The 25945-nt window shown below is 70.0% G+C and carries 23 protein-coding genes and 1 tRNA gene; 16 read left to right on the forward strand and 8 right to left on the reverse strand.

All coding sequences use genetic code 11. The features are described 5' to 3' along the window. Window positions 1-24 precede the first annotated feature (24 nt). The 4 genes from ACWD4G_RS29075 (at window position 25) to ACWD4G_RS29090 (ending at window position 3656) form a co-directional block, all read left to right on the forward strand. Window positions 25-600: a calcium homeostasis/redox stress adaptation protein gene (locus ACWD4G_RS29075; protein ID WP_451298510.1), complete on the forward strand. Its 576-nt coding sequence runs from the start codon at window positions 25-27 to the stop codon at window positions 598-600. Window positions 601-824: 224 nt separating this feature from the next. Next, the gene (locus ACWD4G_RS29080; RefSeq protein WP_451298512.1) at window positions 825-1400 is read left to right on the forward strand and encodes a TerD family protein; all 576 of its coding nucleotides are present in this window, start codon (window positions 825-827) and stop codon (window positions 1398-1400) included. A gap of 185 nt (window positions 1401-1585) precedes the next feature. Then, the gene (locus ACWD4G_RS29085) at window positions 1586-2728 is read left to right on the forward strand and encodes a DUF475 domain-containing protein (RefSeq protein WP_451298513.1); all 1143 of its coding nucleotides are present in this window, start codon (window positions 1586-1588) and stop codon (window positions 2726-2728) included. Between the two features lie 187 nt (window positions 2729-2915). After that, on the forward strand, window positions 2916-3656 hold the full coding sequence (locus ACWD4G_RS29090) for a TerD family protein (protein ID WP_451298515.1): 741 nt from the start codon (window positions 2916-2918) through the stop codon (window positions 3654-3656). 100 nt (window positions 3657-3756) lie between these two features. Here ACWD4G_RS29090 and ACWD4G_RS29095 read toward each other — a convergent pair whose 3' ends face one another. Then, window positions 3757-4545 (reverse strand): TerD family protein, encoded by a 789-nt coding sequence (locus tag ACWD4G_RS29095; protein WP_451298517.1) that lies wholly within the window; start codon window positions 4543-4545, stop codon window positions 3757-3759. Between the two features lie 199 nt (window positions 4546-4744). On the opposite strand from ACWD4G_RS29095, the gene ACWD4G_RS29100 reads away from it, so the two are divergent. From ACWD4G_RS29100 to ACWD4G_RS29110, 3 genes are all read left to right on the forward strand, one after another. Then, window positions 4745-5911 (forward strand): HpcH/HpaI aldolase/citrate lyase family protein, encoded by a 1167-nt coding sequence (locus ACWD4G_RS29100; RefSeq protein WP_451298519.1) that lies wholly within the window; start codon window positions 4745-4747, stop codon window positions 5909-5911. Between the two features lie 81 nt (window positions 5912-5992). Then, window positions 5993-8536 (forward strand): phosphoribosyltransferase, encoded by a 2544-nt coding sequence (locus ACWD4G_RS29105; RefSeq protein WP_451298521.1) that lies wholly within the window; start codon window positions 5993-5995, stop codon window positions 8534-8536. Further along, window positions 8536-9354: an HAD family hydrolase gene (locus ACWD4G_RS29110; protein ID WP_451298523.1), complete on the forward strand. Its 819-nt coding sequence runs from the start codon at window positions 8536-8538 to the stop codon at window positions 9352-9354. The genes ACWD4G_RS29105 and ACWD4G_RS29110 overlap by 1 nt, the downstream gene beginning before the upstream one ends. A 26-nt stretch (window positions 9355-9380) precedes the next feature. On the opposite strand, the gene ACWD4G_RS29115 is transcribed toward ACWD4G_RS29110, so the two are convergent. Beyond that, window positions 9381-10118, reverse strand: coding sequence for a DedA family protein (locus ACWD4G_RS29115; protein ID WP_451298662.1), 738 nt, complete (start codon window positions 10116-10118; stop codon window positions 9381-9383). 160 nt (window positions 10119-10278) lie between these two features. Further along, entirely contained in the window at window positions 10279-10500 is a 222-nt protein-coding gene (locus ACWD4G_RS29120; RefSeq protein WP_451298525.1) for an FmdB family zinc ribbon protein, read from the reverse strand. A 519-nt stretch (window positions 10501-11019) separates the two neighbouring features. On the opposite strand from ACWD4G_RS29120, the gene ACWD4G_RS29125 reads away from it, so the two are divergent. From ACWD4G_RS29125 to ACWD4G_RS29135, 3 genes are all read left to right on the forward strand, one after another. After that, complete coding sequence (locus ACWD4G_RS29125; protein WP_451298527.1) at window positions 11020-13203, forward strand: transglycosylase domain-containing protein; 2184 nt, start codon at window positions 11020-11022, stop codon at window positions 13201-13203. 53 nt (window positions 13204-13256) lie between these two features. Beyond that, window positions 13257-14540 (forward strand): hypothetical protein, encoded by a 1284-nt coding sequence (locus tag ACWD4G_RS29130; protein ID WP_451298529.1) that lies wholly within the window; start codon window positions 13257-13259, stop codon window positions 14538-14540. A 134-nt stretch (window positions 14541-14674) separates the two neighbouring features. Then, window positions 14675-15808, forward strand: coding sequence for an amidase domain-containing protein (locus tag ACWD4G_RS29135; RefSeq protein ID WP_451298531.1), 1134 nt, complete (start codon window positions 14675-14677; stop codon window positions 15806-15808). Window positions 15809-15857: 49 nt separating this feature from the next. Here ACWD4G_RS29135 and ACWD4G_RS29140 read toward each other — a convergent pair whose 3' ends face one another. Next, the gene (locus ACWD4G_RS29140; protein ID WP_451298533.1) at window positions 15858-16481 is read right to left on the reverse strand and encodes a DUF4383 domain-containing protein; all 624 of its coding nucleotides are present in this window, start codon (window positions 16479-16481) and stop codon (window positions 15858-15860) included. Between the two features lie 294 nt (window positions 16482-16775). Beyond that, on the reverse strand, window positions 16776-17693 hold the full coding sequence (locus tag ACWD4G_RS29145) for an aminoglycoside phosphotransferase family protein (protein ID WP_451298535.1): 918 nt from the start codon (window positions 17691-17693) through the stop codon (window positions 16776-16778). 125 nt (window positions 17694-17818) lie between these two features. Between ACWD4G_RS29145 and ACWD4G_RS29150 the strand changes: the two genes are divergently transcribed. After that, window positions 17819-18163, forward strand: coding sequence for a hypothetical protein (locus ACWD4G_RS29150; RefSeq protein ID WP_451298537.1), 345 nt, complete (start codon window positions 17819-17821; stop codon window positions 18161-18163). Between the two features lie 72 nt (window positions 18164-18235). Here ACWD4G_RS29150 and ACWD4G_RS29155 read toward each other — a convergent pair. Further along, window positions 18236-18310, reverse strand: a tRNA-Val gene (locus tag ACWD4G_RS29155). 180 nt (window positions 18311-18490) lie between these two features. On the opposite strand from ACWD4G_RS29155, the gene ACWD4G_RS29160 reads away from it, so the two are divergent. The 3 genes from ACWD4G_RS29160 (at window position 18491) to ACWD4G_RS29170 (ending at window position 21893) form a co-directional block, all read left to right on the forward strand. Continuing rightward, entirely contained in the window at window positions 18491-19273 is a 783-nt protein-coding gene (locus ACWD4G_RS29160) for a DUF4097 family beta strand repeat-containing protein (RefSeq protein ID WP_451298539.1), read from the forward strand. Between the two features lie 79 nt (window positions 19274-19352). Beyond that, window positions 19353-20846, forward strand: a complete 1494-nt coding sequence (locus ACWD4G_RS29165; protein WP_451298541.1) for a hypothetical protein — start codon at window positions 19353-19355, stop codon at window positions 20844-20846. Window positions 20847-20963: 117 nt separating this feature from the next. Continuing rightward, window positions 20964-21893 carry a LysR family transcriptional regulator gene (locus ACWD4G_RS29170; protein ID WP_451298543.1) on the forward strand — a complete coding sequence of 310 codons (930 nt, stop codon included), beginning with the start codon at window positions 20964-20966 and terminating at the stop codon, window positions 21891-21893. Window positions 21894-21944: 51 nt separating this feature from the next. Here the strand turns inward: ACWD4G_RS29170 and ACWD4G_RS29175 are convergent, their stop codons facing one another. Next, window positions 21945-22859 carry a ketopantoate reductase family protein gene (locus tag ACWD4G_RS29175; protein ID WP_451298545.1) on the reverse strand — a complete coding sequence of 305 codons (915 nt, stop codon included), beginning with the start codon at window positions 22857-22859 and terminating at the stop codon, window positions 21945-21947. A 220-nt stretch (window positions 22860-23079) separates the two neighbouring features. On the opposite strand from ACWD4G_RS29175, the gene ACWD4G_RS29180 reads away from it, so the two are divergent. After that, window positions 23080-23310, forward strand: a complete 231-nt coding sequence (locus ACWD4G_RS29180; protein WP_451298547.1) for a DUF2277 domain-containing protein — start codon at window positions 23080-23082, stop codon at window positions 23308-23310. A gap of 59 nt (window positions 23311-23369) precedes the next feature. Here the strand turns inward: ACWD4G_RS29180 and ACWD4G_RS29185 are convergent, their stop codons facing one another. Further along, window positions 23370-24113 (reverse strand): methyltransferase domain-containing protein, encoded by a 744-nt coding sequence (locus ACWD4G_RS29185; protein ID WP_451298549.1) that lies wholly within the window; start codon window positions 24111-24113, stop codon window positions 23370-23372. 858 nt (window positions 24114-24971) lie between these two features. Between ACWD4G_RS29185 and ACWD4G_RS29190 the strand changes: the two genes are divergently transcribed. Next, window positions 24972-25688 (forward strand): DinB family protein, encoded by a 717-nt coding sequence (locus ACWD4G_RS29190; RefSeq protein WP_451298551.1) that lies wholly within the window; start codon window positions 24972-24974, stop codon window positions 25686-25688. Window positions 25689-25945: the final 257 nt, after the last annotated feature.

Below are 25945 nucleotides of genomic sequence, written 5' to 3' on the forward strand. Positions count from 1 at the left end.
CCCCTGACACCAAAGGGAGGACTCGTGGGAGTCAGCCTCAGCAAGGGCGGCAACGTATCGCTGACCAAGGAGGCCCCTGGCCTGACCGCGGTCATCGTCGGTCTGGGGTGGGACATTCGCACCACGACCGGCACCGACTTCGACCTGGACGCCAGCGCCCTGCTGCTCGACTCGTCCGGCAAGGTCGGCACCGACGCCAACTTCGTCTTCTTCAACAACCTCAAGAGCCCGGACGGCTCGGTCGAGCACACCGGTGACAACCTCACCGGTGAGGGCGAGGGAGACGACGAGCAGATCAAGGTCAATCTCGCCGCCGTCCCGGCCCAGATCGAGAAGATCGTCTTCCCGGTCTCGATCTACGACGCCGAGAACCGCCAGCAGTCCTTCGGCCAGGTCCGCAACGCCTTCATCCGCGTGGTGAACCAGGCCGGAGAGGCGGAGATCGCCCGGTACGACCTCTCCGAGGACGCCTCGACCGAGACCGCCATGGTCTTCGGCGAGCTGTACCGGCACGGCGCCGAGTGGAAGTTCCGCGCCATCGGCCAGGGGTACGCCTCGGGCCTGCGCGGCATCGCCCAGGACTTCGGCGTCAACGTCTGAGTCGTAGGACGACTTGTCGAGAGCCCTTCACCCGGGAGACCGGGTGGAGGGCTCTCCGCTATGGTCGCTGTGGGCGAGGGGGAGACCCGTGGGGTGACAGCGCTCGGTACTCCCCTGGACCGCGGATCGCCATGATTGCGACATCCGTTCGGCGCGCACCCGTTTACGGGCGGTGCCGGACGTGCAGGACAACCGAAGACGTTTCACCCCAGGGGAGGACCAGCATGGGCGTCACGCTCGCCAAGGGAGGCAATGTCTCCCTCTCCAAGGCCGCACCGAACCTCACACAGGTGATGGTCGGGCTCGGCTGGGACGTCCGGACCACCACCGGAGCCGCTTTCGACCTGGACGCCAGCGCGCTGCTGTGCCAGGGCGGGAGGGTCATGGGCGACGAGTGGTTCATCTTCTACAACCAGCTCAGGAGCCCCGACGGCTCGGTCGAGCACACCGGGGACAACCTCACCGGTGAGGGCGACGGCGACGACGAGTCGCTGATCATCGACCTCTCGAAGGTGCCCGCCCAGTGCGACAAGATCGTCTTCCCGGTCTCCATCCATGACGCCGACAACCGCGGTCAGACCTTCGGTCAGATCAGCAACGCCTTCATCCGCGTGGTCAACCAGGCCGACGGCCAGGAACTCGCCCGCTACGACCTCTCCGAGGACGCCTCCACCGAGACCGCGATGATCTTCGGCGAGGTCTACCGCTACAACGGCGAGTGGAAGTTCCGGGCGGTCGGGCAGGGATACGCGTCGGGCCTGCGCGGTATCGCCCTGGACTTCGGGGTCAATGTTTCGTAGATCCTTCGCACTTCCTTACGTTTCGTATGGCGCTACGCGTTGTGTATACCGCTACACGTTGCGCAATATGAGCTAAAGCCGGGGCCCTGTGGGGTACGGGAGGCGGAGGACTAGACTTCGTGTTCAAAGTTTCGTAAAGCCGCGCGCGGCGCGGGGGAGCCCCGTACAACACGATTGGGTAGCCAGTGGTTCTGAAAACCTTCGGCTGGTCGTTCGCGGTCACCGCGCTCGGCTTGGTCGCAGCGGTTCTGTTCGGAGGGTGGACGGCCTTCGGCATCGTGGCCATCCTCTCCGTCCTGGAGATCTCGCTGTCGTTCGACAACGCGGTGGTCAACGCCGGAATCCTGAAGAAGATGAATGCCTTCTGGCAGAAGATCTTCCTCACCATCGGCATCCTCATCGCCGTCTTCGGTATGCGCCTCGTCTTCCCCGTCGTCATCGTCGCCATCAGCGCCAAGCTGGGGCCGATCGAGGCCGTCGACCTCGCGCTCACCGAGCCGGATCACTACCAGGAACTGGTGACCGACGCCCACCCGGCGATCGCCGCGTTCGGTGGCATGTTCCTGCTGATGATCTTCCTGGACTTCATCTTCGAGGACCGGGAGATCAAGTGGCTCGCCTGGCTGGAGCGCCCGCTGGCCAAGCTCGGCAAGGTCGACATGCTGTCGGCCTGTATCGCGCTGATCGTCCTGCTGATCACCTCGATGACCTTCGCGACCAACGCCCATCTGCACGCCGGGCACGCGGACAAGGCCGAGACGGTTCTCCTCTCCGGAGTCGCCGGCCTGATCACGTACATGATCGTCGGCGGTCTCTCCGGCTACTTCGAGGACAAGCTGGAGGAAGAGGAGGAGCGCGAGCAGGAGGAGGAAGAAGAGGCGGAGCGCACCGGCAAGCCACGCTCGGCCGTCGCCCTCGCCGGCAAGGCCGCGTTCTTCATGTTCCTCTACCTGGAGGTCCTGGACGCGTCCTTCTCCTTCGACGGTGTCATCGGCGCCTTCGCCATCACCAACGACATCGTCCTGATGGCGCTGGGCCTCGGTATCGGCGCCATGTACGTCCGGTCGCTGACCGTGTACCTGGTCCGCCAGGGCACCCTCGACGACTACGTCTACCTGGAGCACGGCGCGCACTACGCGATCGGCGCCCTCGCCGCGATCCTCCTCGTCACCATCCAGTACGAGATCCACGAGCTCATCACCGGCTCCATCGGCGTCATCCTGATCGGCTGGTCCTTCTGGTCCTCGGTCCGCCGCAACAGGGCGCTGGCGGCCGCGGAGGGAAAAGCTGAGGCCTCCGACAAGGAGGAGGTCTCCTCCGGGGTCTGACCCGGAACCCCCGGGGCGGTGGTCCGGACCGAAGTGACCGGTTCCGGAGTGTGACCGCCCTCGGGGTGAGGGAACGCTCTGAGCGGGGCGGCCGACGAGGATGCGTCCTCGTGGGCCGCCCCGTCGGCGGTTTCACGCGACCATCGCGACTTTCACGCGACGACGGACACGGCAGGTGTGGGCGGGCATGAGTTTCCTGGACAACCTCTGGCGCGGGCGGGCCTCGGAGTTCGACGCGGGCAGCGCGGCGACCAACGCGATCGAACTGACGAAGCGGCACCCGAGGGTGTCTCTCAGCAAGCAGAACGCCGCCGCCGGGCATCTGCGCGTCAACCTCTCGTGGCGGATGCGGACGTCCGACATCGGTGCGCCCAAGCGGGAGAGTGTGCTGCGGCATCCCTTCAAGGCGCTCAAGCCGGAGCCGGTGCAGGCGCACAGCCAGAGCATGGTCAATGTCGACCTCGACCTCGGGTGCCTGTACGAGCTGGCCGACGGGAGCAAAGGGGTCGTCCAGCCGCTGGGCGGCTTCCTCGGCGACATCAACGATCCGCCGTACATGCGGCTCAGCGGGGACGACCGGTTCGGGTCCGGGTCCGGCGAGACGATGTACATCAACCTCGACCACCGCGACGACTTCAAGCGGATGCTGGTCTTCGTCTACATCTACGACCAGACGCCGGCGTTCGACCGTACGCATGCCGTGGTGACGCTGTTTCCCAGCAATGGGCCGCGGATCGAGATAGGTCTCGATGAGCGGCACTCGCAGGCGCGGTCCTGCGCCGTGGTGATGATCGAGAACGTCAAGGGGGAGATCATCGTGCGGCGGGAAGTGAAGTTTGTTTATGGGTTTCAGTCGGAGCTTGATCGGTTGTATGGGTGGGGGTTGCAGTGGGGGCGGGGTTACAAGACCAAGGTCGATCGGTCGTAGCGATGTGTTCGGCTGCGGCGCCGTCGTGGTTGCTCGCGCCCACGCGGCGGAGCCGCAAATAGATACAGCCCCGCGCCCCTAAAAGATCTGCCGTTGCTCCCTAGCGGCCGATGAACTGTGGGCCCTGTGGGGGTAGGCGGAAGGCCGGGTTCAGGGGGGCGGCCGCTGTTGTCGCGGGGGCCGGATGCGGGTAGCCGTATGCCGGCTGGGACGGGGGCTGGGGTGGGGCCGCCGGGGGGTAGCCGTAGGACGGCTGGGCGGGGACGCCCGCTGTCGCGGGTTGTTCCGGGGGGAGGGGGGCCGAGGGCTCCGGTGGGGGGACCTGGGTTGTCGCGGGCGTGGGCTCCGACTCGTCCACCAGGATGCCGAAGTCCGTGGCCAGGCCCTGGAGGCCGTTGGTGTAGCCCTCGCCCAGGGCGCGGAACTTCCAGCCGCCGCCGCGGCGGTAGAGCTCGCCGCAGATCAGGGCGGTCTCCTCGCCCGTCTCCGGCTTGATGTCGAAGTACGCCAGCGGCTCGGCGTCGGTGACCGCGGCGTCGTAGAGGAGGATGCGCAGGGAACGTACGTTCTCGAACGTGACCTCCTCGGCGGAGGCGACGATGAGAATCTGGCTGACGGCGGACTCGACACCGGCCAGGTCGGTCTGGATGGTGTCGGTGAGGCCCTCGGCCACCCGCTTCTGGCCGAGCCGCCACACCTTGCCCGAGGGGTGGCGCGGCTGGTTGTAGAAGACGAAGTCCTCGTCGGACCGAACGCGGCCGTCGGGGCCGAGGAGCAGCGCCGAGGCGTCGACAACCGGGGCGCCCTGTCCAGGCGCCCAGCGCAGCACGGCGCGGACCGCCGTGGCTTCGATCGGGACGTTCGACCCCTTCAGCATCGCGTGCGTCATGCGGTCATCCTGCCTTCTCGGTCCTGATCACGACAACGCGGGGCGACCAGGAACCAGGTGAAGTCGGGTACGACCGACGTACGACGGACATGGCCGGGTTACCAGAACTTCACGCCCGGCGGGAACTGATGACACACGTTTGTACGTACTATTACCGGCCACCTTTACGGACGGTCATCCAGTAACCACGGGGGTTCCTATGCGTCACTTCGGGCACATCGCCCCTGAGGAGCGTCAGCGTCTCTTCCACCGGGAGCCGGTCGAGTTCCACGCGGACTCCCCGGCGCGGGTGCTCGCCGCCGCCCTCGGCGCCACGCTCTACAGCCCGGCCACCCGGGAGCGGCTGGCCGACGACATCGTCAAGCAGGCCGGGCGCGGAGTGGTCTCCATGGTCGTCTGCCTGGAGGACTCGATCGACGACGCCGAGGTCGTGGGCGCCGAGGAGAACCTGGTCCGGCAGTTCACCGAACTCGCCGAGCGACCGGACGCACAGATTCCGCTGCTGTTCGTCAGGGTCCGCTTCCCGGAGCAGATACCCGACCTCGTCCGCCGACTCGGGCCCGCCGTACGGCTGTTGTCCGGGTTCGTGTTCCCGAAGTTCACCGAGGAGCGCGGGATCGCCTTCCTGGAGGCGCTGACGGCCGCCGAGGCGGCGAGCGGGCGGCGGCTGTTCGCCATGCCGGTGCTGGAATCGCCGGAGCTGATGTACCGCGAGACGCGCGTAGACGCCCTCCAGGGCATCGCCCACACCGTCGACAAGTACCGTGACCGCGTCCTCGCCCTGCGCCTCGGCGTCACCGACTTCTGCTCCTCCTACGCCCTGCGCCGCGCGCCCGACATGACCGCGTACGACGTCCAGATCGTCGCCTCCGTGATCGCGGACGTGGTGAATGTGCTCGGGCGGGCCGACGGCACCGGGTTCACCGTCACCGGGCCGGTGTGGGAGTACTTCCGGGTCCAGGAGCGCATGTTCAAGCCGCAGCTGCGGACCAGCCCGTTCCTGGCGAACCGGGCCGCCGATCTGCGTGAGAGCCTCATCGAGCACGCCCTCGACGGACTGCTCCGCGAGATCGCCCTCGACCAGGCCAACGGCCTCCTCGGCAAGACCTGCATCCACCCGTCCCATGTGCTGCCGGTGCACGCGCTGTCGGTGGTCAGCCACGAGGAGTACGGCGACGCCCAGGACATCCTGCGGCCCGAGCGCAACGGCGGCGGAGTGCTCCGCTCCGCCTCCCGTAACAAGATGAACGAGGTGAAGCCGCACCGCGCCTGGGCGGAAAGGGTTCTGCAGCGCGCCGAGGTGTTCGGGGTGGCCCGTGAGGACATCGGCTTCGTGGATCTGCTGGCCGCCGGACTGCCCGACTGAGACACCCTGGACCGCCCGACTGAGACGCCCCGGACCGCCCGGCTGGGATGCCCTGGAACGCCCGACTGAGATCAGGAATCGATGAACAACGCAGTGAACGACACGGTCTGGTCCGGCACCTGGGTCGCCGAGCGGCTCGGGGTCGAGCTGGTGGGTGACGAGGGGCTGAAGGGGCTGCTGGGACTGGCCCTGCGGCGCAACCCCAAGCGGGCCCATCTGCTCGTCTCCCATGTCCTCGGCAAACATGTGCCGCGGTCACCGGCCGTCGTGTACGGGGCCGGGGTCGCGCTCGGGCGGCGCGTACGGGAGCTGCTGGGGGCCGACGGGGCACGGAACGCCGTGGTCCTCGGGTACGCCGAGACCGCCACCGGACTCGGACACTCCGTCGCCGACGGGGTGGGCGACGCGCCCTACCTCCACTCCACCCGGCGGCCCGTCGCCGGCGTCGACCCGGCCGGCGGCTTCGAGGAGTCCCACTCCCACGCGACCTCGCATCTGCTGCTGCCGGAGGACCCCTCGCTGCTCGCGGGGCGGGGGCCGCTGGTGCTCGTCGACGACGAGTTCTCCACCGGGAACACCGTCCTCAACACCATCCGCGCGCTGCACGAGCGGTATCCGCGCGGGCGGTATGTGGTGGTGGCGCTGGTCGACATGCGCTCCGCCGCCGATCAGGGGCGGCTCGACGAGTTCGCCGAGGAGATCGGGGCGCGGGTGGATCTCGTGACCGCGGCGAAGGGGAATGTGCGGCTGCCGGAGGGGGTGCTGGAGAAGGGGCAGGCGCTCGTCGCGGAGTACGAGGGTGCCGCCGCTGCGGCTGCGGTTCAGGAGGGCCGGGTCGCCCGGGTCGAGTTGGGGTGGCCCGTCGGGGTGCCCGATGGCGGGCGGCATGGGTTCACCCCGGCGCATCGGGAGCGGTTGGAGGCCGCGCTGCCTGGGATGGCGGCGCGGATCGCCGAGGCGTTGCCGGTGGGGGCCCGACGGGTGCTGGTGCTGGGCTTCGAAGAGCTGATGTACGCGCCGCTGCGGTTGGCGGAAGAGCTGGAGCGGCTGGTGGACGGAGTGGAGATACGGTTCTCCACCACCACGCGGTCGCCTGTGCTCGCTGTGGACGACCCCGGTTACGCGATACGGAGCCGGATCGTGTTCCCCGCGCACGACGGGCCCGCGGACGGGCCGGGGGAGCGGTACGCGTACAACGTTGCCGGGGCTGGGTTCGACGCGGTCGTGGCGGTCGTCGACTCGGTCGGGGACAGCGCCGAGTTGCATGCCGGGGACGGGCTGGCGGCCGTGCTCGCCGCCCATACGCCGAGTGTGCTGCTCGCCGTGGTGCCGTCGTACGTCCCGCCGGTTCGGCACGGCCGGGACGCGCCGCTTGGGACGGGCGCCGTCGCGGCGGAAGGAAACGGTCGGTTCACGAATCAGCAAGATCTTTTGTTTATGAATGCGAATGTCGCCGAAAGGTACTCGATGCTCCCTGAGCCTCTCCGTGGTCCTGAGTTCTCCTCCTACGCACCGGACGAAGTGGGGTGGCTGCTGCAGGATGTGTCGGCCGTGACGCTGGAGGCTCCCACCGAGGAACGGGAGGAGGCCATTCAGAGCGGTGGGGCGCATTACGCGGAGTCGCTGCCCGTCGAATATCAGCCGAGTGAGCAGTATCAGGAGCTGTTCCGCGGCGCGTTGGAGATATCCGCCGAGCGGATCGCCGTCGCCGTCGGGGTCGTGACCGAGACCGTGCTCGCCGAGCGGACGGCCCGGCCCGTGATCGTGTCGCTGGCCCGCGCGGGGACGCCCGTGGGTGTGCTGATGCGGCGGTGGGCGCTGCACCGGCACGGGATCGAGGTGCCGCACTACGCCGTGTCCATCGTGCGGGGACGGGGCATCGACGCCAACGCGCTGCGGTGGCTGGCGGCGCATCACGACCCGGCCGACATCGTCTTCGTGGACGGGTGGACCGGCAAGGGGGCGATCACGCGTGAACTCGCCGCCGCCCTGCTGGAGTTCGAGGAGTCCGACGGGATCACCGGCTTCGACCCCGAGATCGCCGTACTCGCCGACCCGGGGTCGTGTGTGCGGACGTACGGGACCCGTGATGACTTTCTCATTCCGTCCGCCTGTCTGAACTCGACGGTTTCCGGGCTGATTTCACGGACGGTGTTGCGGTCCGATCTCGTGGGGCCGAATGATTATCACGGCGCCAAGTTCTATCGGGAGTTGGCGGGCGTCGATGTGTCCGTGGACTTCCTTGACGTCATTTCCGCGCGGTTCGGGGATGTCGTGGAGACCGTGGACTCCCGTACGAAGGAATTGCTGGCCGCCGATCGGACGCCGACCTGGGAAGGGTGGGCGGCCGTCGAGCGGATCAGCGAGGAGTACGGGATTCACGATGTGAACCTGGTCAAGCCGGGTGTGGGTGAGACCACGCGGGTGCTGCTGCGCCGGGTGCCGTGGAAGATCCTCGCGCGGGCCGGGGCCGGTGCGGACCTCGACCATGTGCGTCTGCTGGCCGAACAGAGGGGGGTACCGGTGGAAGAGGTGGCGGAACTGCCGTACACCTGTGTGGGGTTGATCCACCCCAAGTACACGCGCGGGGCGACCGGCGCCGACGGCAAGGCGGTGGCCGTCTGATGTCCGGGCCTCAGGTACTCGTCGCCAGCGATCTCGACCGTACGCTCATCTACTCGTCCGCCGCGCTGGCTCTCACCATGCCGGACGCCCGGGCGCCCCGGCTGCTGACGGTCGAGGTGCACGAGAGCAAGCCGCTGTCCTATATGACCGAGACGGCCGCGCGGTTGCTGACCGAGCTGGGGGACGCGACCGTGTTCGTGCCGACGACCACGCGGACGCGCAAGCAGTACCAGCGGATCAATCTGCCGGGGCCCGCGCCCAAGTACGCCATCTGTGCCAACGGGGGGCATCTGCTGGTGGACGGGGTCACCGATGCCGAGTGGCACGAGAGGGTGACCGCTCGGCTCGCCGATGAGTGTGTGCCGTTGGCGGAGGTGCGGGCGCACTTGGAGGCCACCGCCGATCCGGTGTGGGTGCGCAAGCATCGCGTCGCCGAGGAGCTGTTCGTCTATCTCGTCGTGGAGCGGGAGTCGCTGCCCGAGGACTGGGTGAAGGAACTCGGGGTGTGGGCCGAGGCGCGGGGGTGGACCGTTTCGCTTCAGGGGCGGAAGGTGTACGCGGTGCCGAAGCCTCTGACCAAGAGTGCGGCGGTGCGCGAGGTCGCGCGGAGGACCGGGGCGGGGTTGACGCTGGGGGCGGGGGATTCGCTGCTGGACGCGGATCTGTTGCTCGCGGTGGATCGGGCCTGGCGGCCCGGGCATGGGGAGTTGGCGGATGTGGGGTGGGGCGGGGGGACGGTTACCGCTCTGCCTGAGCGGGGGGTTTTGGCGGGGGAGAGGATTTTGCGGGAGTTCTTGAGGGCGTCTCGGCAGGGGTGAGGGGGATTGACGCTGAGAGCTCGGGGCTAGTTGTGCATTTCGGGCTGCGGGTCCGTTGTGGCTGGTCGCGCCCGCGCGGCGGAGCCGCATATGTCACTGCCCCGCGCCCCTTCAGGGCGAGCTGGTGCGGGGCGGCGGCGATTGCCTGACCCCGTCCGCAGCAGTCGCAGCACCGCAAACGCCAGTACGGCGACGCCCGCCGCCCCCAACACCACCTTCGAGTACGTCGAGACGATGCTCGTGACCTCTGTCCAGTTGGCGCCCAATACATAGCCGGACACCACGAAGATCGTGTTCCAGATCGCGCTGCCCAGGGTGGTCAGCAGGGTGAACGTCGGGAGTGGCATACGTTCTACGCCTGCCGGGATCGAGACCAGGCTGCGGAAGACCGGGATCATGCGGCCGAAGAAGATCGCCTTGGTGCCGTGGCGGAGGAACCAGGCCTCCGTCTTCTCGATGTCCGAGACCTTGACGAGCGGGAGCCTGGCCGCGATCGCCACCGTGCGGTCACGGCCGAGGAGGGCGCCCACGCCGTAGAGGGCGAGGGCGCCGATGACGGAGCCTGCCGTGGTCCACAGGAGGGCCGCGTAGAGGTTCAGTTGGCCGGTGCTCGCGGCGAAGCCGGCCAGGGGGAGGATGACCTCGCTGGGGATCGGGGGGAAGAGGTTCTCCAGGGCCACGGCCAGGCCCGCGCCGGGGGCGCCCAGGAGGTCCATCAGGCCGATGATCCACAAGGGGGCGCCGGCCATGGACTCCGCTTGCATGGCTGTCATGCGGGCACGCTAGGCGAGCGAACCTGAAGAGAGGCTGAGGGAACGAAGAGAGCCTGAGGGAACGATGAACGTCCTTGGGGACAGGGGTGAGGGGACCGCCGGCGTGGGGTGAACGGCCAACGGCCCTCAGCCGTTGATCAAGATGTGTCGATCAACCGCAGCAGCCGCCGCCGCAGCATCCGCCACCGCCGCCGCCCGCCCGGGGCGTGGGGGCCGGGGCGGTGGCCGAGCCGCCCACGGCGACCGTCGACAGGAGTTTGACCGTGTCCGAGTGGCCCGACGGGCAGTCCGCGGGGGCGGACGACTCGGCCATCGGACGGCTCAGTTCGAAGGTGTCGCCGCAGCTCCGGCAGCGGTACTCGTAGCGAGGCATACGCACAGGCTAACCGGGGGCCGCGCGGAGAGGAGAGTTCCGCTTTCGAGCGGTCGAACACTCTGGCCAAATTTTCACGCTGCCGACCGGAACAGTTGTGAAAGTGACTGATAATTTGTGGTCGCTGTGTGGAGGCCGAAAGGCCGGGGGAACAGGGGGCTCACTGCCGCGGGTGTGGCGGCGGTGACTGTCCACGCGGGCGATGCCAAGTGGGGAGGGGGACGGTCTTGACCGCTGTCCTTGAACGATCGGGAGCCAGGTGTCCCGGTCGAATGGTCGCCGTGCGCGAGCAAAGGGTTGCCGCGCACCGCAGAATCGTTGCCGCACATCGGTCGGGCTTCCCGGGTGCCGGGGTCCGCCATGGGTAGCCAGGGGGACCTGACCGGGGCTGAGGGGAACAGCCCGGTCGGGTCCGGGGGGAAGAACCCGGTCGGGTCCGACGGGAAGAAGGGTGACGCGCGGCGTCCGCAAGGGGTGGCGCGAGGGCGTCGGGAGGCGCTTCCCGCGTCCGAGTTCACCATGGAGTTGAAGGCTCCCCCCGTTCCGCCGGCGGACGAGACCATGCGGTTGAAGGTCCCCGCCCTTCCTCCCGCCGACGAGACCATGCAGTTGCGGGTGCTGGACTCGAGCACCCTCGACACCTCGAAGGAGCCGCGGCAGGAGTCGGAGAAAACAGGAAAACGGGGCAGACGCAAGGCGGCCAGGCCGTCTGTTCGCGCCAGATTCCTCGCCGTCCTCGCCGCGCGGCTCGCCCCCTTCGCCCCGTATCTGCGCAAGGCGCGTCCCCGGTACCCGAGGCCGGGCCGGGTCGGCTGGCGGCGCTGGGTGCCGTCCTGGCGGCAGTCGCTGGGCGCGGTGGGCGCGGCCTTCGGGTTCAGCCTGACGTTCCTGACCGTCGCCTACGCCACCACGGACATACCGGAGGACCTCAACACCTTCGCCACCCAGCAGGACAACGTGTACTTCTGGTCCGACGGCACCCCCATGGCCCGTACCGGCTGGGTACGGCGGCAGGCCATGCCGCTCAAGGACGTCCCCGAGGATGTGCGCTGGGCGGTCCTCGCGGCGGAGAACGCGAGCTTCTACTCCGACCCCGGTATCTCCGTCAGCGGTATCACCCGCGCCCTGGTGCGCACCGTCGGCGAGGGCGACACCCAGGGCGGCTCGACCATCACCCAGCAGTACGTCAAGAACGTCTACCTCTCCCAGGACCGCTCGCTCGGCCGCAAGTTCGACGAGGCGATGATCGCGCTCAAGCTCGACAACAAGATGAGCAAGGACAAGATCCTGGAGGCGTACCTCAACACCAGCTGGTTCGGCCGCGGTACGTACGGCATCCAGCGGGCCGCCCAGGCGTACTACGGCAAGGACGTCAGTGAGCTGAACGTCGGCGAGGCCGCCTTCCTCGCCTCGCTCCTCAAGGGCGCCGGCCTGTACGACCCCGCCCTGAGCAAGGCCAACCGCGAGCGGGCCGAGGAGCGGTGGGCGTGGATTCTCGACCGCATGGTGTCCCTCGGGAAGCTGTCCCCGTCCGAGCGCGCCGCGTACAACACGTTCCCCGAGCCGCTCAACCAGGGCACCAGCTTCGACACCGGCAAGCAGACCGACTATCTCGTCGAACTGGCCGCCCAGTACGCCAAGAAGGCCGCCGGTATCTCCGACCAGGAGTTCGACATGGGCGGCTACCAGATCTACACGACCTTCGACCGCGAGCGGCAGGACGAGCTGACCGAGGCCGTCACCAAGGCGCGGGCCAAGGTCGGGAAGGACTCCCCGAAGAAGGCCGAGGCCGCCCACTTCGGGGCCTCCTCGGTCGACGCCAAGGGCCGTATCCTCGCCGTCTACGGCGGCCCCGACCACCGTAGACAGGGCTACAACGAGTCGAACGCGACCACCGTCCCCTCCGGCTCCGCCTTCCTGCCGTTCGTGTACGCGGCGGCCCTCGAACACGGCGTCGTCAAGGAGCGTGGCGGCGAGGCTACACCTGTCACCCCGCAGACGGTCTACGACGGCGACGACGCCGTCCCGGTGACCACACCCGAGGGGCCCTACTGGGACCGCGACGGCGACAAGGTCTTCGCCCACAACGACGACAAGAAGTCCTGGGGACAGATCACCCTGCACGACGCCCTCGCCAACTCGGTGAACACACCGTTCATGCAGCTCGGTATGGACGCCGGCCTGGACACGGTGCGCAAGACCGCCGAGGCGTCCGGACTGCTGCCGTCCAGCTTCGGCGCGATGGTGCCCGCGCTGTCCGTCGGCAACGCCACCCCCAGCGCGATCCGCATGGCCAGCGGCTACAGCACCTTCGCCGCCGAGGGCCGGCACACCGAGCCGTACTCCGTCGCGAAGCTCACCCACAACGGCCGCAAGGTCGCCCTGAACACCCCCAAGCCCCAGCGGGCCGTGGGCGCCGACGTGGCCGCCGAGGTCACCTCGGCGCTCACGGACGCCTACCGCACCGCCCACCCCACCGCACCCGGCGCCGCCTCCTTCGAGGTGGCCGGCAAGGGCGGGACCACCCAGAACGACACGGCCGCCTGGTACGTCGGGACCGCGAAGGACGTGTCGACCGCGGTCGTCGTCTACCGCATCGACCTGACGAAGAGCCTGGAACCGCTGCCGCTCGACGGGATCGCCGGAACACCCGACTCCGGCGTCCCGTACGACATCTGGTCCCGTGCGACGGACATCGGCTGACCACCGATGACCACCCGCACCCGCACCCCCCACCCTCGCAGAATGAGCCGTACATGAACCCTGGCAAGTCGTCCAAGGGCCGCCGCCGCAAGGCCCGCCCGCCCCGCCGCACCACACGGCCGCAGTTCCTGACCGTGGCCGCGCTCCTCGTCGTCGCCTCCCTCGTCGGCGGCTACATGGTGCTCAACCGTTCGGCGAGCACCGCGCCGACCGCGTCGTCGTCCGGCGGGAACGGCAAGGACTCCACCAAGGCCTCCGCCGAGCCCGAGTGGGACGGGAAGACGAAGGTCATCGGGGACGGCTCGACCTCCTACACCGGCCCGCAGAAGGGCCGCCTCAAGGCCGAGCCGCTCAAGCCGGGTCAGAAGCCACCGCAGTTCGTCGTCTTCTCCTGGGACGGCGCGCTCGCGGGCGACGACAACCTCTTCGAGCACTACCGGCAGATGGCGAAGAAGTACGACGCCCATATGACGTTCTTCCTCACCGGCATCTATCTGCTGCCCCAGAGCAAGCGGGACGTCTACGACCCGCCGCAGCACGACAAGGGCGACGCGGCGATCAGCTACCCCACCGACGAACACATACGCACCACCCTCGAAGAACTCGGCAAGGCATGGAAGGAGGGCAACGAGATCGGCACCCACTTCAACGGCCACTTCTGCGGCAAGAAGGGCGGCGGGGACTGGAGCACCGCCGAGTGGAAGCAGGAGATCGAGGAGTTCAACTCCTTCCTGGAGAACTGGAAGACCAACACCGGCTTCACCGACCTGGACCCGCTGCCCTTCGACGTCGAGGCGATCAAGGGCGGCCGCGCCCCCTGCCTGGAGGGCCAGAAGACCCTGCTGAAGGCCGCCAAGGAGTACGGCTACCGCTACGACGCCAGCTCCCCGGGCGCCTACCAGGTGTGGCCCACCAAGAAGGAGGGCCTGTGGGACTTCCCGCTGCAGATGCTGCCGTACGACGACGAGTACCAGGCCCTGTCGATGGACTTCAACTTCCTCTACAACCAGTCGGACGGCGAGACCGAGGGTGATCCGGCCATGTACCCGACTTGGCAGCAGGAGACCGTCGACGCCTATATGGCGGGCTTCAACCGCGTCTACTACGGCAGCCGGGCGCCCATGTTCATCGGCAACCACTTCGAGCAGTGGAACGGCGGCATCTACATGAACGCCGTCGACGAAGTGATCAAGAACGTGTGCACCAAGAAGGACGTGAAGTGCGTGTCCTTCGACGAACTCGCCGACTGGATGGACGTACAGAAGCCCGAGACCCTGGCGAACCTGCGCGCCCTCGACCCCGGTCAGTCGCCGGACTGGTCGACAGTGGTCAATTAGTCTGCCCAGTCGCTGACTTGTTATTCCCTGTGACCTACCTCCGCTTGAGGAGGTCATGTAAAGATGCGCTCCCCGGGCGCGAAACCCCGGGGTCAAGCCCGGGTACGACCACCCCGGGACCAAGGAGAATCCCTGTGAGATCAAGGACGTTGAGCCTCGGAGGCTCGACCGTCGCGGCCGCCGCGCTGGCCGTCGCACTGCTGCCCGTCACCACCGCGCACGCCGCCGCCACCCCCAAGGTCACCAAGGCCACCAAGGACGCCTTCGGCCGGGTCGCCGACAACGTGCTCACCGACCGCACCGCCGTACTGCTGGGCAGCAAGGCGGCCCGCAAGTCGCTGAAGCCCACCGGCGGTGTCAAGCTCTCCGCCGCCCAGAAGAAGGCCGAGGACGGCAAGCTCTCCGCCCTGAAGGGCACCAGGTCCCGCCTGGCGTCGCTGGGTGAGGCCTACACCTCCGCCGACACCAGGGCAGTCGTCGACGGTGTCACGGTCAAGGGCAAGAAGGCCACGGTCAAGGTCACCGAGACCACGACCCTGAAGTACAAGAAGATACGCGGCGACGAACCCGCCTCCACGGGCTTCGACGCGCACCACGTACTGACCTTCACCGCCCAGGCGAACGGCACCTGGCAGCTGACCGCGATGCGCTCCACCGACGGCGGCGCCCGCATCAACGAGCCCGTGGCCACGGCGGACACCAAGCTGTCCGTCTCGCCGATGGCCATCCACAACGCCCCCAAGGCCGCCACCACCCGCCCCGCCCCCGCCGCGCCGAAGACGCTCACCGGCGGCAAGTACGACTACCGGGCGATGGCGACGTACACCGAGAAGTACTGGAAGAACTACAACCCGGCGTACCGCAAGTACAACTCGCTCGGCGGCGACTGCACCAACTACCTCAGCCAGGGCCTCCTGGCGGGCGGCTGGCAGCAGATCTCCACGGTCACGCCCGAGGAGTACGACACCTGGTACTACGCCTCGAACGGTACGGCCGACGCCTGGATCGGCGTCAACGAGTGGTCCTGGTTCACCCAGACCGCCAAGCGGACCACGCCGCTCGCGAACGTCTACCAGATGGACATCGGTGACGTGCTGCAGGTCGACTTCAACGGGGACGGGTCCAAGGACCACTCCATGATGACGACCTACCGCAGCTCCAGCGGCGTCCCGTACCTCACGTACCACGACGCGGACACCTACCGCCGCTCGGTGGCGAGCATCATCGCCTCGTACCCCTCGGCGAGCTACTACGCGTACCGCACCTGATCGACGGCCCCGCCGGGCGCGGTGTGCCTCGGCCCGAGCGCGGTGTGCCTCAGCCGGCGTCCTCTCCTTGCGACTTCTCGGGGAGGGCGTCGGCCCTTTTCAGCTTCGCCGACCCCACCGCCGCCTTGCGCCGCGTCTCCCGCTCCGCCTCCTCGGGGTGGCGGGCACGCCAGTACGGGTTGTCGTGCGGCAGGGCCGTGCCGACTCTGCCGTACATGCCGAAGGTCATCAGCAGGATGCCGACGACAAAGCTGAACAGGACGTTCTGGATGCGGAACGCCAGGAAGTTGGAGTCGGTGTCCAGCAGGGCCATGTTGAAGAAGCCGCTGAGGATGAACAGGACGCCGAAGGTCATGTTCAGCGTGGAGGCGAAGTTGCCGCCTATCACCATGCCGACGAGGAGCAGCGCGCCGACGCAGATGGACAGCACACTCAGCGTGCCGTTCGTGTTGAGCCCCGCGACCTGGTCGCCGTGGGTGTCGAACCAGCCGACCTGGTCGATGAGCCCCAGGATGCCGAAGACGACGAGGAAGGCCCCCATGAGGCCCGCCCCCACTCGGTAGACCGTGTTGAGGCGGTGGTCGACGGGGAGATGCTCGTCGAGTCTGATCCGCCGCCGGGAACCGGCGTGCCGCCCCTTCGACCGCACCGAATGGGAAGTATGCGTGGCCATACCCGCCTCCTCGGACAGGACAGTACGGAGGCCTGCGTACCCCTTCAGCATCCGCCCGGGGGGCGGCGGGGGGCAAGCGGGGAGGCGGGGCGGGCGGCGTCCCTGCGGGCTGACGTCCTACCGGCTTCTTCTGGCGGCGTCCCCGCGGGCTGACGTCCTACCGGCTTCTTCTGGCGGCGTCCCTGCGGGCTGACGTCCTACCGGCTTCTTCTCGCGGCGTCCCTGCGGGCTGACGTCCCACCGGCTTCTTCCCGCGCCGCCCCGCGTCCTCGGTCGTCCGGCTGCCGCGCGGGCTCAACCCGCCGTCGCGATCAGACGTTTCAGAGCGGCGTGGGCGGGCGGGCCCCAGGTGGGTTTTCCGCCGGGGAGGCCGCGGACGCCGGCGTCCGCGATGAAGATGCCGCCGAGGGCCCTCATCACCGCCCAGCCACGGGCGCGGCGCAGGGTCGCCGGGTCCAGGGCTCGCTCGTACGCGGAGTGGAAGCGGTCGGCGGCGCCGTCCGGCAGCAGGTTCCACGCGGCGGCGAGATCGCAGGCCGGATCGCCCGCGCAGAGCTCACCGAAGTCGATCACCCCGCAGAAGGTGCCGTCCTCGGTGAGGACGTTGGCCGGATGCAGATCGCCGTGCAGCCACAGCGCCGGCCCGGTCCACACGGGCGCGGCGAGGGCGTCCTCCCAGATGGCGCGGACGGCGTCCGGGTCGGGGATCAGCCCCTGTTCGGCGGCCGACGCCAACCCCCGGGCGACCCCTTCGGCGTGGTCGGCCAGCGGCCCGCCACGGTCGTCGCGGCCGGTCGGCGCCCCTTCGGGGGCGGGCCGGTGCAGAGCGGTCAGGAAGGCGGCCAAGGTGTCGGCCGACTCCGCGACGCGTGTGGCGGGGGCGCGGTCGGCGGGCGTTCCCGGCACCCAGGTGGTGACGATCCAGGGCCGGGGGAACCGCTCGGAGGGCTCGCCGAGGCGCTGCGGCACGGGGACCGGCAGGGGGAGGCGCGGGGCGAGGGCGGGAAGCCAGGCGTGCTCCTTGCGCAGTAGCGCGTCAGACGACGGCGTCGCCCAGGGCATCCGGACGGCGAGGTCGTCGCCGATCCGCCACAGCTGGTTGTCCCAGCCGCACGCGCCGAGCCGCACCGGGAGACCGGCCAGGTCCGGGTGCTGGTCGCGCAGCAGATCCCGGACCAGGTCCGCGGTGATCTCGATCTCGGTATGGGTCATGCGGAGCACAGTAGGACACGGCGAAACGCCCGTACGGCCGGTCGAGGCGTGCGGGCACGGCGACTTCCCCGTGAAGTGACCGAAGAAACTCGCATCCCAAAATCGAACAGGCGTAGCATTAGCGCGTGGCTAAGACCTATGACTTCCCCAGTGACCTCCTCGCCGGTCAGGAGGAGCTGCATCAGGTCCGGGCCGAGCTCCTGGCCCTGCTGAAGCGGCTTCCCTGGTCGGTCGAGCCCCTGGACGGTTTCAGTGACGACAACGGCTGGCGCAAGATCGAGCGCCCCGCCTCCCCGGGCTGGACGCCCGACGAGCAGGCCGAGGTGGAGAAGCTCCGCGAGCGCGAACGGGAGCTGGCGGTCTTCGTCAGCTGCCACCGTTTCTGGGCGGAGGTCGCCACGGAGGAGAGGGTGGAGGCCCGCACCCGGCTGAAGCACGCGCCGGCGACAGCACCGGAGGAGAGCCCCTGACCCACCGGACGACGGCATCACCCGCACGACGACGAGGACCCCGGCCTGATCGGCCGGGGTCCTCTGTTCACCTGGTGGGCGCGGACGGTTTCGAACCGCCGACATCCTGCTTGTAAGGCAGGCGCTCTACCCCTGAGCTACGCACCCGAGTACGAGTCGACAGCCTACATTGCCGAAGGGAGTGCCCCGCAAACCCGTATCCCGCCCGGACAGGGGGTTATCCCCACCTCAGATCCGGGAGCGGCCCCGATCCCCCTCGACGCGCCCTCTCCCTACGGTCGAAGCACATCGGAAACCGTCGGAAGACCGGCTCAGGGGGAGCACCTCATGGCAACCACCGTACGCAACGCACATGCCCGGCGCCTCGCCCTCGCCGCGCTCGCGGTCGCCCTCATCGGCTCCGTCGCCGCCTGCGGCGCGGACGCGGACGACGACGCCGCCCCCGAGCACCGCGCCTTCGCCCTGGAGGGCCGTACGCTCACCGTCGACTCGGACGACTCGGCGCTGGAACTGGTCGCGGCGGACACCGACGGGGACGAGGTGAAGGTGACCCGGTGGTTCGAGGGGCGGGTCGTGGTCGGCGGGGAACCCCGGGTGACCTGGGAGATGAAGGACGACCGGCTGAAGCTGCGGCTGAAGTGCTCCGGGATCGTGGCCGACTGCGCGGCCAAGCACCGCATCGAGGTGCCGCGCGGGATCGCCGTCACCGTGGAGGACGGCGACGGCGGCGTCACGGCCAAGGGCTTCGCGGAGGCGCTGACGATTCGAACAGGTGACGGTGCCGTACGGGTCAGCGACTCCAGCGGGCCGCTGGAGCTGCACACCGACGACGGCTCGGTACGGGCGCTCGGGGTCGAGTCGCGCAGCGTCAAAACGAGCACGAAGGACGGCTCGGTCAAACTCGAACTCGGTGTCGTACCGGACCTGGTGGAGTCCCGCAGCGACGACGGGTCCATCAGCATCGGGCTGCCGCGCGAGGAGTCGTACCGGGTGGAGACCGGCAGTGACGACGGTTCCGTGGAGGTGTCCGTCTCCCGGGACGAGGACAGCGCGCATGTGGTGACCGCCCACACCAGGGACGGTTCGGTGACCGTACGGAACGCGGGCTGAGCGCTCTTGGGAAAGGCCGAACCGAACGAGCCGTGTTTTCGTCCTTGAGCGGTGGGAGAATGGCAACCGGTCTGGGCGGATGACAGCACGGGAGAGGGATGTGACGGCGACACCTTCAGGGCCGTACACGCCGTTTGTGCCGAGCGCACGACAACCCCACAGCCGTGCACCGCATCCATCCGCTCCCGGGCCGCACCCATCCGCCCCCGGGCGAGACCCATCCGCTCCCGGGCCGGGGCGCGCCTCCGCCGCCCGGGACGCGCTCACCCTTCTCGTCGGCCTCCCCCTCCTGCTCGGTCTCGCCCTGCCCTCGGCCTTCGCCGGCGGCGGGACGCGGCGCTGGTTCGGGGGGCGGGCGGAGAGCCAGCGGGCCGAGGCCCAGGCGGCGAAGGACGCGGCCGCCGCCGCGTTCTACGAGCTGGACACCGCCCAGCGGGATCTGCGGATCTCGATAGAGACGATCACGGCGGTCGACGACTCCCCGGCGGCCCGGCAGGCGGTCGCCGCCTTCGAGGCGCTGGGCCGGCGCATCGACGAGGTCAGCCACCAGTACATCAACGCCGTCGACGCACACGATCTCGACCGGGACGATCTGGAGGCGTCGGCGGCCTCGCGCGCCCGCACCGAGTTGACCGCCGCGAAGGACGAACTGGGCCGGGTCAAACAGGAGTTGGACCGTTTCGCGGCCGGACTCGGCCCGCTCCTCGGTACCGCCGAGACCCAACTCGCCCGGCTCGCCCCGGCCGTGGAGCGCGCCCGCCAGGGCCTGCTCGCCGCCTCCAACGCCCTCGACTCCGTACGGGGTTCGGGGCTGAGGGCCGACGACCTCGCCGCCCGCCTCGCCGCCCTCGCCCCCGAGCTGACCAAGCTCAACCAAGGGGCCGGGCAGCACGGCGTACGGGAGACACTGGAGCGCGCCGACCGGGTCGTACGGGAGGCGGAGACCGTACGGGCCGAGGCCGAGCGGCTGCCGGAGCGGGCGGCCGAGATCGACCACCGGCTGGTGTCGCTGCGTACGCGCGCGGAGGCGCTGAGCACCCGGGCCGGGCAGGTGCCGCAGGTGCTCAGCGAACTGCGGCGGCGGTTCGTGGCGGCCTGCTGGCAGGACCTCCAGCAGGTGCCGGACCAGGCCGCGAAGAACGTCGAGCAGGCCCAGGCGAAGCTGCGCGAGGCCCGGGCCGCGCGGGACGCCCAGCGCTGGCCGGACGCCACCTCACTGCTGTCGACCGTACGGGCCCTGCTGAACGGCACGGACGAGGCGGTCTCGGCGGCCGGTGAGCGGCTGCGGATGCTGAACGCCGTCCAGAAGGACCCCCAGCAGGAGATCGACCGCACCCGTTTCGCCATCCGCGACGCCCAGCGCCTCGCCATGGCCGGCCGCTCCACCCCCGACCCCCGCCATGCCCGCCCCCTGGACGACTCGGTCGCCCGACTCGACCGCGCGGTCGCCACGCTGGAGGGCCGCCACCCCGACTACTGGCACTTCCTGAAGGAGACGGAGGGCGTGCGCAGGACCGTCGCGCGCGTGGTCGACGAGATCCGCAAGGAACGCGGGGCGGGCGCCGGCCACTGAGCCGGGCGGCTCCGGCCGGGGGGCAGGCCCGGAGGCTCCGGCTGGGGTAGGCCCCCAAGCCCCCAAGGCCGATCCTCCCCCAAGGGAAAGCTTGGTGGTCGGGGCTATCGTGCTTCAATGACCCTCGACGATCTGCGTGTCTTTGTCGCCGTGTGCCGGGCCGGGAGTCTCAGTGCCGTGGCCCGGGAGTTGGGCTGTACCCAGTCGGCGGTGAGTCAGCATGTGCGGCGGCTGGAGCGGGAGGTCGGGGTCGGGCTGGTGGAGCGGCAGGCCCGAGGGGTCGTGCCGACCCGGGCCGGGCGGGTCCTCCAGGAGGCGGCGGCCGAGGGGATCACCGGACTCGACCTCGCGCTGCGCCGGCTCGCCGAGATGGTGCGCGGCGACGGCGGCGTCGTACGGATCGTCACCGGCGGTACGACCGTGCGGCACTTCATGACGCGGGGGATCGTCGACTTCCGGCGGTCGTACCCGGAGGTCGCGCTGGAGTTCCAGACGGCCCGGTCGAGTGCCGGGTGCGTGGAGGCGCTGGGCGAGCCCGTGCGCGACCTCGACCTGTCGTGGGTGACCCTCGGGCCCGCCGTCCGTGGCATCGAACAGCGGGCCGTGGTGGAGCTGCCGTGGGTGCTCGCCGTACGCGCCGACGACGCGCTCGGCGGGCGGGAGTTCGTCCCCGGCGGGGAGCTGGACGGCATGCGGCTGATCGGGCTGCCGAGGAACTCCACCTCGTACGCTCATCTCGACGCCGCCTACCGGGAGTTGGGCATCACCGTCAGCCCCTCCGGCGCCGGGGTGGCCGACTGGGACACCGCGATCCTGCTCGCCGAACTCGGGGTCGGCCACGCCGTCGTCCCCGCCCTCCCCGGCTGGACCGGCCCCGGCCACCCCGGCCTCCGCTTCGTCCCGATCCCCGATCTGCCACCGCTCACGGTCGGTTGGGCCGTACGCCGCTGGGACGCCCTGTCGCCCCCGGCCCGCGCCTTCGCCGACACGGTCGCCCGGCACGCGGTACGGGCGGGGGTGCGGTGCGGGCAGCGGGGGCCGAGGTGACCGATGCCGGGGTGGGGCGTCTCGCTGGGCGCGGCCCGCAGGGCAGTGACCTCAGTGGCCGACCGCCCGTAGGGCCTCGATGACCTGCTTCGCCACCGGTACGGGGACGTCGTGGCGGTCGGCGGCGCGGAGCAACGCCCCGCCGATGGCGTCGAGTTCGAGGGGGCGGGCGGCCTCGGCGTCGCGTTGCATGGAGGACTTGGTGGCGGGCGGGAAGGCGTCGTAGCGGCGCAGGGACTCGGCCGGGTCGACGGGGGCGCCGACCGCCGCGCTCACCGCCGACATCTCCTCGACCAGGGCCGTCAACTCCTCGCGGTGCCGGATGCGGACCTCTCCCAGTGTCAGCCCGTGGCGCGTCGTCAGCAGGGCGAACGGTGCCAGGAACACCAGCTTCGTCCACAGCACCGCCGTCTCGTCCGCGAGGACACGCGTCGTGACTCCGGACCATTCCAGGGCTCCGGCAAGGGAGTTGAGGCGTTCGAGCGGGGCGGTGTCGCCGGTGAGGTCGACCTCCGCGAAGGGGCTGCCGTGTTCGATCACGCCCGGTGCGACCCGGGTGGACTCGACGCGGATGGTGGCCGGGGCGATGTGCGCGCTCTCGCCGTAGTGGGCGCGCAGGGCCGCCGGGTGTTCGACGCCGTTCAGGAACGGTACGACCAGGGTGTCGGCCGCCGACGCGAGGGACTTCGCGGGGAGGCGGTCCAGGGCCGGGGCGAGGGTCGTGTGCTTGACCGCGATCAGGGCCGCGTCGACCGGTTCGCGCAGCTCGGTGGCGGTCTCCACGGGGGCGGTGAAGTCGCCGAAGCGGGAGCTGCGCACCCGGATGCCGCCCCTGGCCAGGGCCTCGGCCGTCTCCTCGCCGGCCACACAGATCACCCGGTGGCCGGTACGGGCCAGCAGGGCCGCCAGGAGCCCGCCGACACCCCCCGGTCCCAGCACCGCCACCGTCAGCCGCTCGTTCGCCATGGTCCCCTCGTTTCCGTCACGTCATGCGATGGGTGGGTCGGTTCTGTGGTTCGGTTCTGTGGTCCGGCCGGGCCTCGATGATGATCACAAGCCGGGGAGAGCGGAGTCAATCCTCGGGGGAACTTGCGGATACCCAAGCAAAGCCTTGGGGGCCGGGACTGGCTGCTGGTGGGTGCGCGGGGCCCCACGCCTGTGGTCGCGGGCGAGGGACACTTGACCCATGTGCCGCAGCATCAAGACCCTCCGCCCGCCCGTTCTCCCCGAGGAGGCCACCGAGGACGAGATCCGGGCCGCCGCGCTCCAGTACGTCCGCAAGGTGTCCGGCTTCCGTGCCCCCGCCGCGCACAACCGTGAGGTCTTCGACCACGCGGTGGACGTGATCGCCGAGGCGACGGCCGAGCTGTTGTCCGGCCTGGAGATCCGGGGCGCCGCCCCTCGTCGCGCCGGATAGCCGTATCGCCGCGCCGGATAGCCGAACCGGACAGTCGTACCGGATCGTCTCAGGGGGCCTCAGAGGTCGGCGACGAGCAGGCGGTAGCCGACGTCGACGGTGTCGAGGGTGAGCAGGTCGGCGTAGCGGGTGTGCCAGCGGCCGGTGGCCAGGTCCTCGGCCAGCCGTGCCAGACCGGGGGCGATCGTGGCCTCGTCGGGCTGGGCCAGGAGGGAGATCCCGGCGCGTACTCCGGGGTCGAGATAGGCGTCGGGGCGCCGCCAGTACGCGGCGGCGAAGCCGTCCACGCAGTCGTGGGGGACCCGGACCACCTCCTGGCGGGCCCCGCCCAGCAGCTCCGCCAGCCGCTCGGTCGGGACGGCCCGGGTGTCGTCGAACGCCGCCGCCTGCGGGAGGTAGTCCCGGACGAGCCAGAAGCGGTCACGGAAGATCCGCTGGTCCCAGGTCAGGACGACGACCCGGCGCCGGGCCACCCTGCGCAGCTCGGCGATTCCGGCCGCCAGGTCGGTCCAGTGGTGGACGGTGAGCAGGGCCATCGCCGCGTCGGCGGTGCCGTCGCCCAACGGCAGCCGCTCCGCCACCGCCCGCACGGCCGGCGCCGACCCCGGCGGGCGCTGGGCGACCATGACCTGACTGGGCTCGACCGCGACCACCGTCCGCGACGTCTCGTAAGAACCCGCGCCCGCCCCGACGTTGACCACCTCACTGACGCCCCCGAGCGCCGAGTGGATCTGCGCGGCGATCCGAGGATCGGGCCGTCGCGTTCGGGCATACGTCACACCGAGCGAGTCGTAGGTGGCCATGGCGGCCAGTATGGGACGACGGCGGCGGGCGTACCAGCGGGTGTACTTGGGGGGACGCCATGTCTTTCGAGGCTGACGTGGGGTGTGTTGGTGGATTGGCCGGATCGGCGGGATCGGCGGGATCGATCGGATCGGCGGGATCGATCGGATTGGCGGGATCGGCCGGATTGGCGGGATCGGCCGGATTGGCGGGATCGGCCGGATTGGCGGGATCGATCGGATTGGCGGGATCGATCGGATTGGCGGGATCGATCGGATTGGCGGGATCGATCGGATCGGCGGGATCGGAGAGGGCGGGGCAGTAGGGCAGTGAGGCTGCGGGCCGGCGGGCTGTGGGGCAGCGAGACGGGGGCAGCGGTGCAGTGGGGCGGGCCGGACTGCGGGGTCGTGGGGCCGTGAGACGGCAGGGCGGCGGGGCAGTGAGGCAGTGGGGCGGCGGGGTCGCGGGGCTGCGAGACGGCAGGGCGGCGAGGTCGTGGGGCGGCGAGCGGCGGGGCAGTGGGGCGGCGGGGCGGCAGGACACCGGGCAGTGGGGCCGTGAGGCGGCCGGACTGCGGGGCCGTGGGGCCGCGAGGCGGCAGGGCGGCGAGGTCGCGGGGCTGGGAGGCAGCGGGGCAGTGGGGCGGCGGGGCGGCAGGACAGTGGTGCAGTGGGGCGGCGGGGCAGAGAGGCGGCGGGGCGGCAGGACTGCGGGGCCGTGGGCCGCGAGACGGTGGGGCGGCGAGGTCGTGGGGCCGCGAGCGGCGGGGCAGTGGGGCGGCGGGCAGCAGGGCGGGAAAACCCGTCGCGGTTGATGGGGGTGGGTCGTTAGCCTCCGGCTGGATGGGGTCGGGAGTGTGACCGCGAGGGGAGCGGGGCATGGGGACCGAAGGCGTACGGGACGAACGTCTGCGCTTGTTGCTCGACCAGTTCGACTGTGCCCGGGAGAGGGCGCAGGTACGGCTGACGGGGCTCGTCGACGAGGAGTACCTCTGGGAGCCGGTGGCCGACTGCTGGTCCATCCGGCGGCGGGGCGAGGCGACCACGCCGAGGGCGTTCGGGCCGGGGGAGTGGGTGCTCGATCGGGGCGCCCCGGACATTCCGGCGGGGGAGTACGCCGAGGTCGCCCGGCAGGTCGCCGACGGGATGTCCGTCGAGAAGGTCGCCGAGGACTGGAGTGTCGGCGTCGAGCGGGTCCGGGAGGTCCTGGACCACACCGGCCCGCCCGAGCCCGATGTCACCCATGTCACCACGATCGCCTGGCGGTTGGGGCATCTGCACTACTGCTTCGACGGCGAGTGGGAGTGGACCTTCGGCGAACGGCGCCGGGACCCCCACCAGATGGTCGACTTCACCCCCGACGCCGCCCTCGCCCTCGACCGGTTCTGGCCGTCCATCGACCGCTGGCGCGACAGCGTCGGCCGCGTGACCTCCGAACAACTCGACACGGTCGGCTTCTCCCAGTACCCCTACGGCTCCAACCCCGACGAACGCTTCATCGACGTGGTGTGGGGCTCCAACCTCGAATTCATCCACCACATGGCGGAGATCGCACTGCTCCGCGACCTCTGGCGGTCACGCGAGCGCCAGGGGTAGGCCGGGCTGGGCGGCGGAGGGTCGGCTCCGCCGGGGTGGCGGGTCGTAGGCTGCGTGCAGGAAGCCGGGAGGGCAGGCGGTCGACTCCACACGAGTCGTCGCCGCCCCGCCCCGGACCCGGATATGCGGCGGAGCGCGCCTGGAGACGGTCATGGAATCCCGACTCACCCCTTAATCGACCCATTCCCTACGGTTGTTACCCGTGATGTCCGTGTTGCTCGTGAGGCATCCCACACCCGGCGCCTCTGAAGCGTCCC

It is taken from the genome of Streptomyces sp. NPDC002643 (assembly GCF_053592555.1).

Coding starts and splice junctions, on each gene's coding strand:
- ACWD4G_RS29140 (WP_451298533.1), bottom strand. CDS start 16,481: ATGGCCACGCATACTTCCCATTCGGTGCGGTCGAAGGGGCGGCACGCC.
- ACWD4G_RS29165 (WP_451298541.1), top strand. CDS start 19,353: ATGACAGCACGGGAGAGGGATGTGACGGCGACACCTTCAGGGCCGTAC.
- ACWD4G_RS29090 (WP_451298515.1), top strand. CDS start 2,916: ATGAGTTTCCTGGACAACCTCTGGCGCGGGCGGGCCTCGGAGTTCGAC.
- ACWD4G_RS29100 (WP_451298519.1), top strand. CDS start 4,745: ATGCGTCACTTCGGGCACATCGCCCCTGAGGAGCGTCAGCGTCTCTTC.
- ACWD4G_RS29125 (WP_451298527.1), top strand. CDS start 11,020: ATGGAGTTGAAGGCTCCCCCCGTTCCGCCGGCGGACGAGACCATGCGG.
- ACWD4G_RS29160 (WP_451298539.1), top strand. CDS start 18,491: ATGGCAACCACCGTACGCAACGCACATGCCCGGCGCCTCGCCCTCGCC.
- ACWD4G_RS29110 (WP_451298523.1), top strand. CDS start 8,536: ATGTCCGGGCCTCAGGTACTCGTCGCCAGCGATCTCGACCGTACGCTC.
- ACWD4G_RS29180 (WP_451298547.1), top strand. CDS start 23,080: ATGTGCCGCAGCATCAAGACCCTCCGCCCGCCCGTTCTCCCCGAGGAG.
- ACWD4G_RS29130 (WP_451298529.1), top strand. CDS start 13,257: ATGAACCCTGGCAAGTCGTCCAAGGGCCGCCGCCGCAAGGCCCGCCCG.
- ACWD4G_RS29175 (WP_451298545.1), bottom strand. CDS start 22,859: ATGGCGAACGAGCGGCTGACGGTGGCGGTGCTGGGACCGGGGGGTGTC.
- ACWD4G_RS29145 (WP_451298535.1), bottom strand. CDS start 17,693: ATGACCCATACCGAGATCGAGATCACCGCGGACCTGGTCCGGGATCTG.
- ACWD4G_RS29095 (WP_451298517.1), bottom strand. CDS start 4,545: ATGACGCACGCGATGCTGAAGGGGTCGAACGTCCCGATCGAAGCCACG.
- ACWD4G_RS29105 (WP_451298521.1), top strand. CDS start 5,993: ATGAACAACGCAGTGAACGACACGGTCTGGTCCGGCACCTGGGTCGCC.
- ACWD4G_RS29115 (WP_451298662.1), bottom strand. CDS start 10,118: ATGCAAGCGGAGTCCATGGCCGGCGCCCCCTTGTGGATCATCGGCCTG.
- ACWD4G_RS29120 (WP_451298525.1), bottom strand. CDS start 10,500: ATGCCTCGCTACGAGTACCGCTGCCGGAGCTGCGGCGACACCTTCGAA.
- ACWD4G_RS29185 (WP_451298549.1), bottom strand. CDS start 24,113: ATGGCCACCTACGACTCGCTCGGTGTGACGTATGCCCGAACGCGACGG.
- ACWD4G_RS29170 (WP_451298543.1), top strand. CDS start 20,964: ATGACCCTCGACGATCTGCGTGTCTTTGTCGCCGTGTGCCGGGCCGGG.
- ACWD4G_RS29080 (WP_451298512.1), top strand. CDS start 825: ATGGGCGTCACGCTCGCCAAGGGAGGCAATGTCTCCCTCTCCAAGGCC.
- ACWD4G_RS29190 (WP_451298551.1), top strand. CDS start 24,972: ATGGGGACCGAAGGCGTACGGGACGAACGTCTGCGCTTGTTGCTCGAC.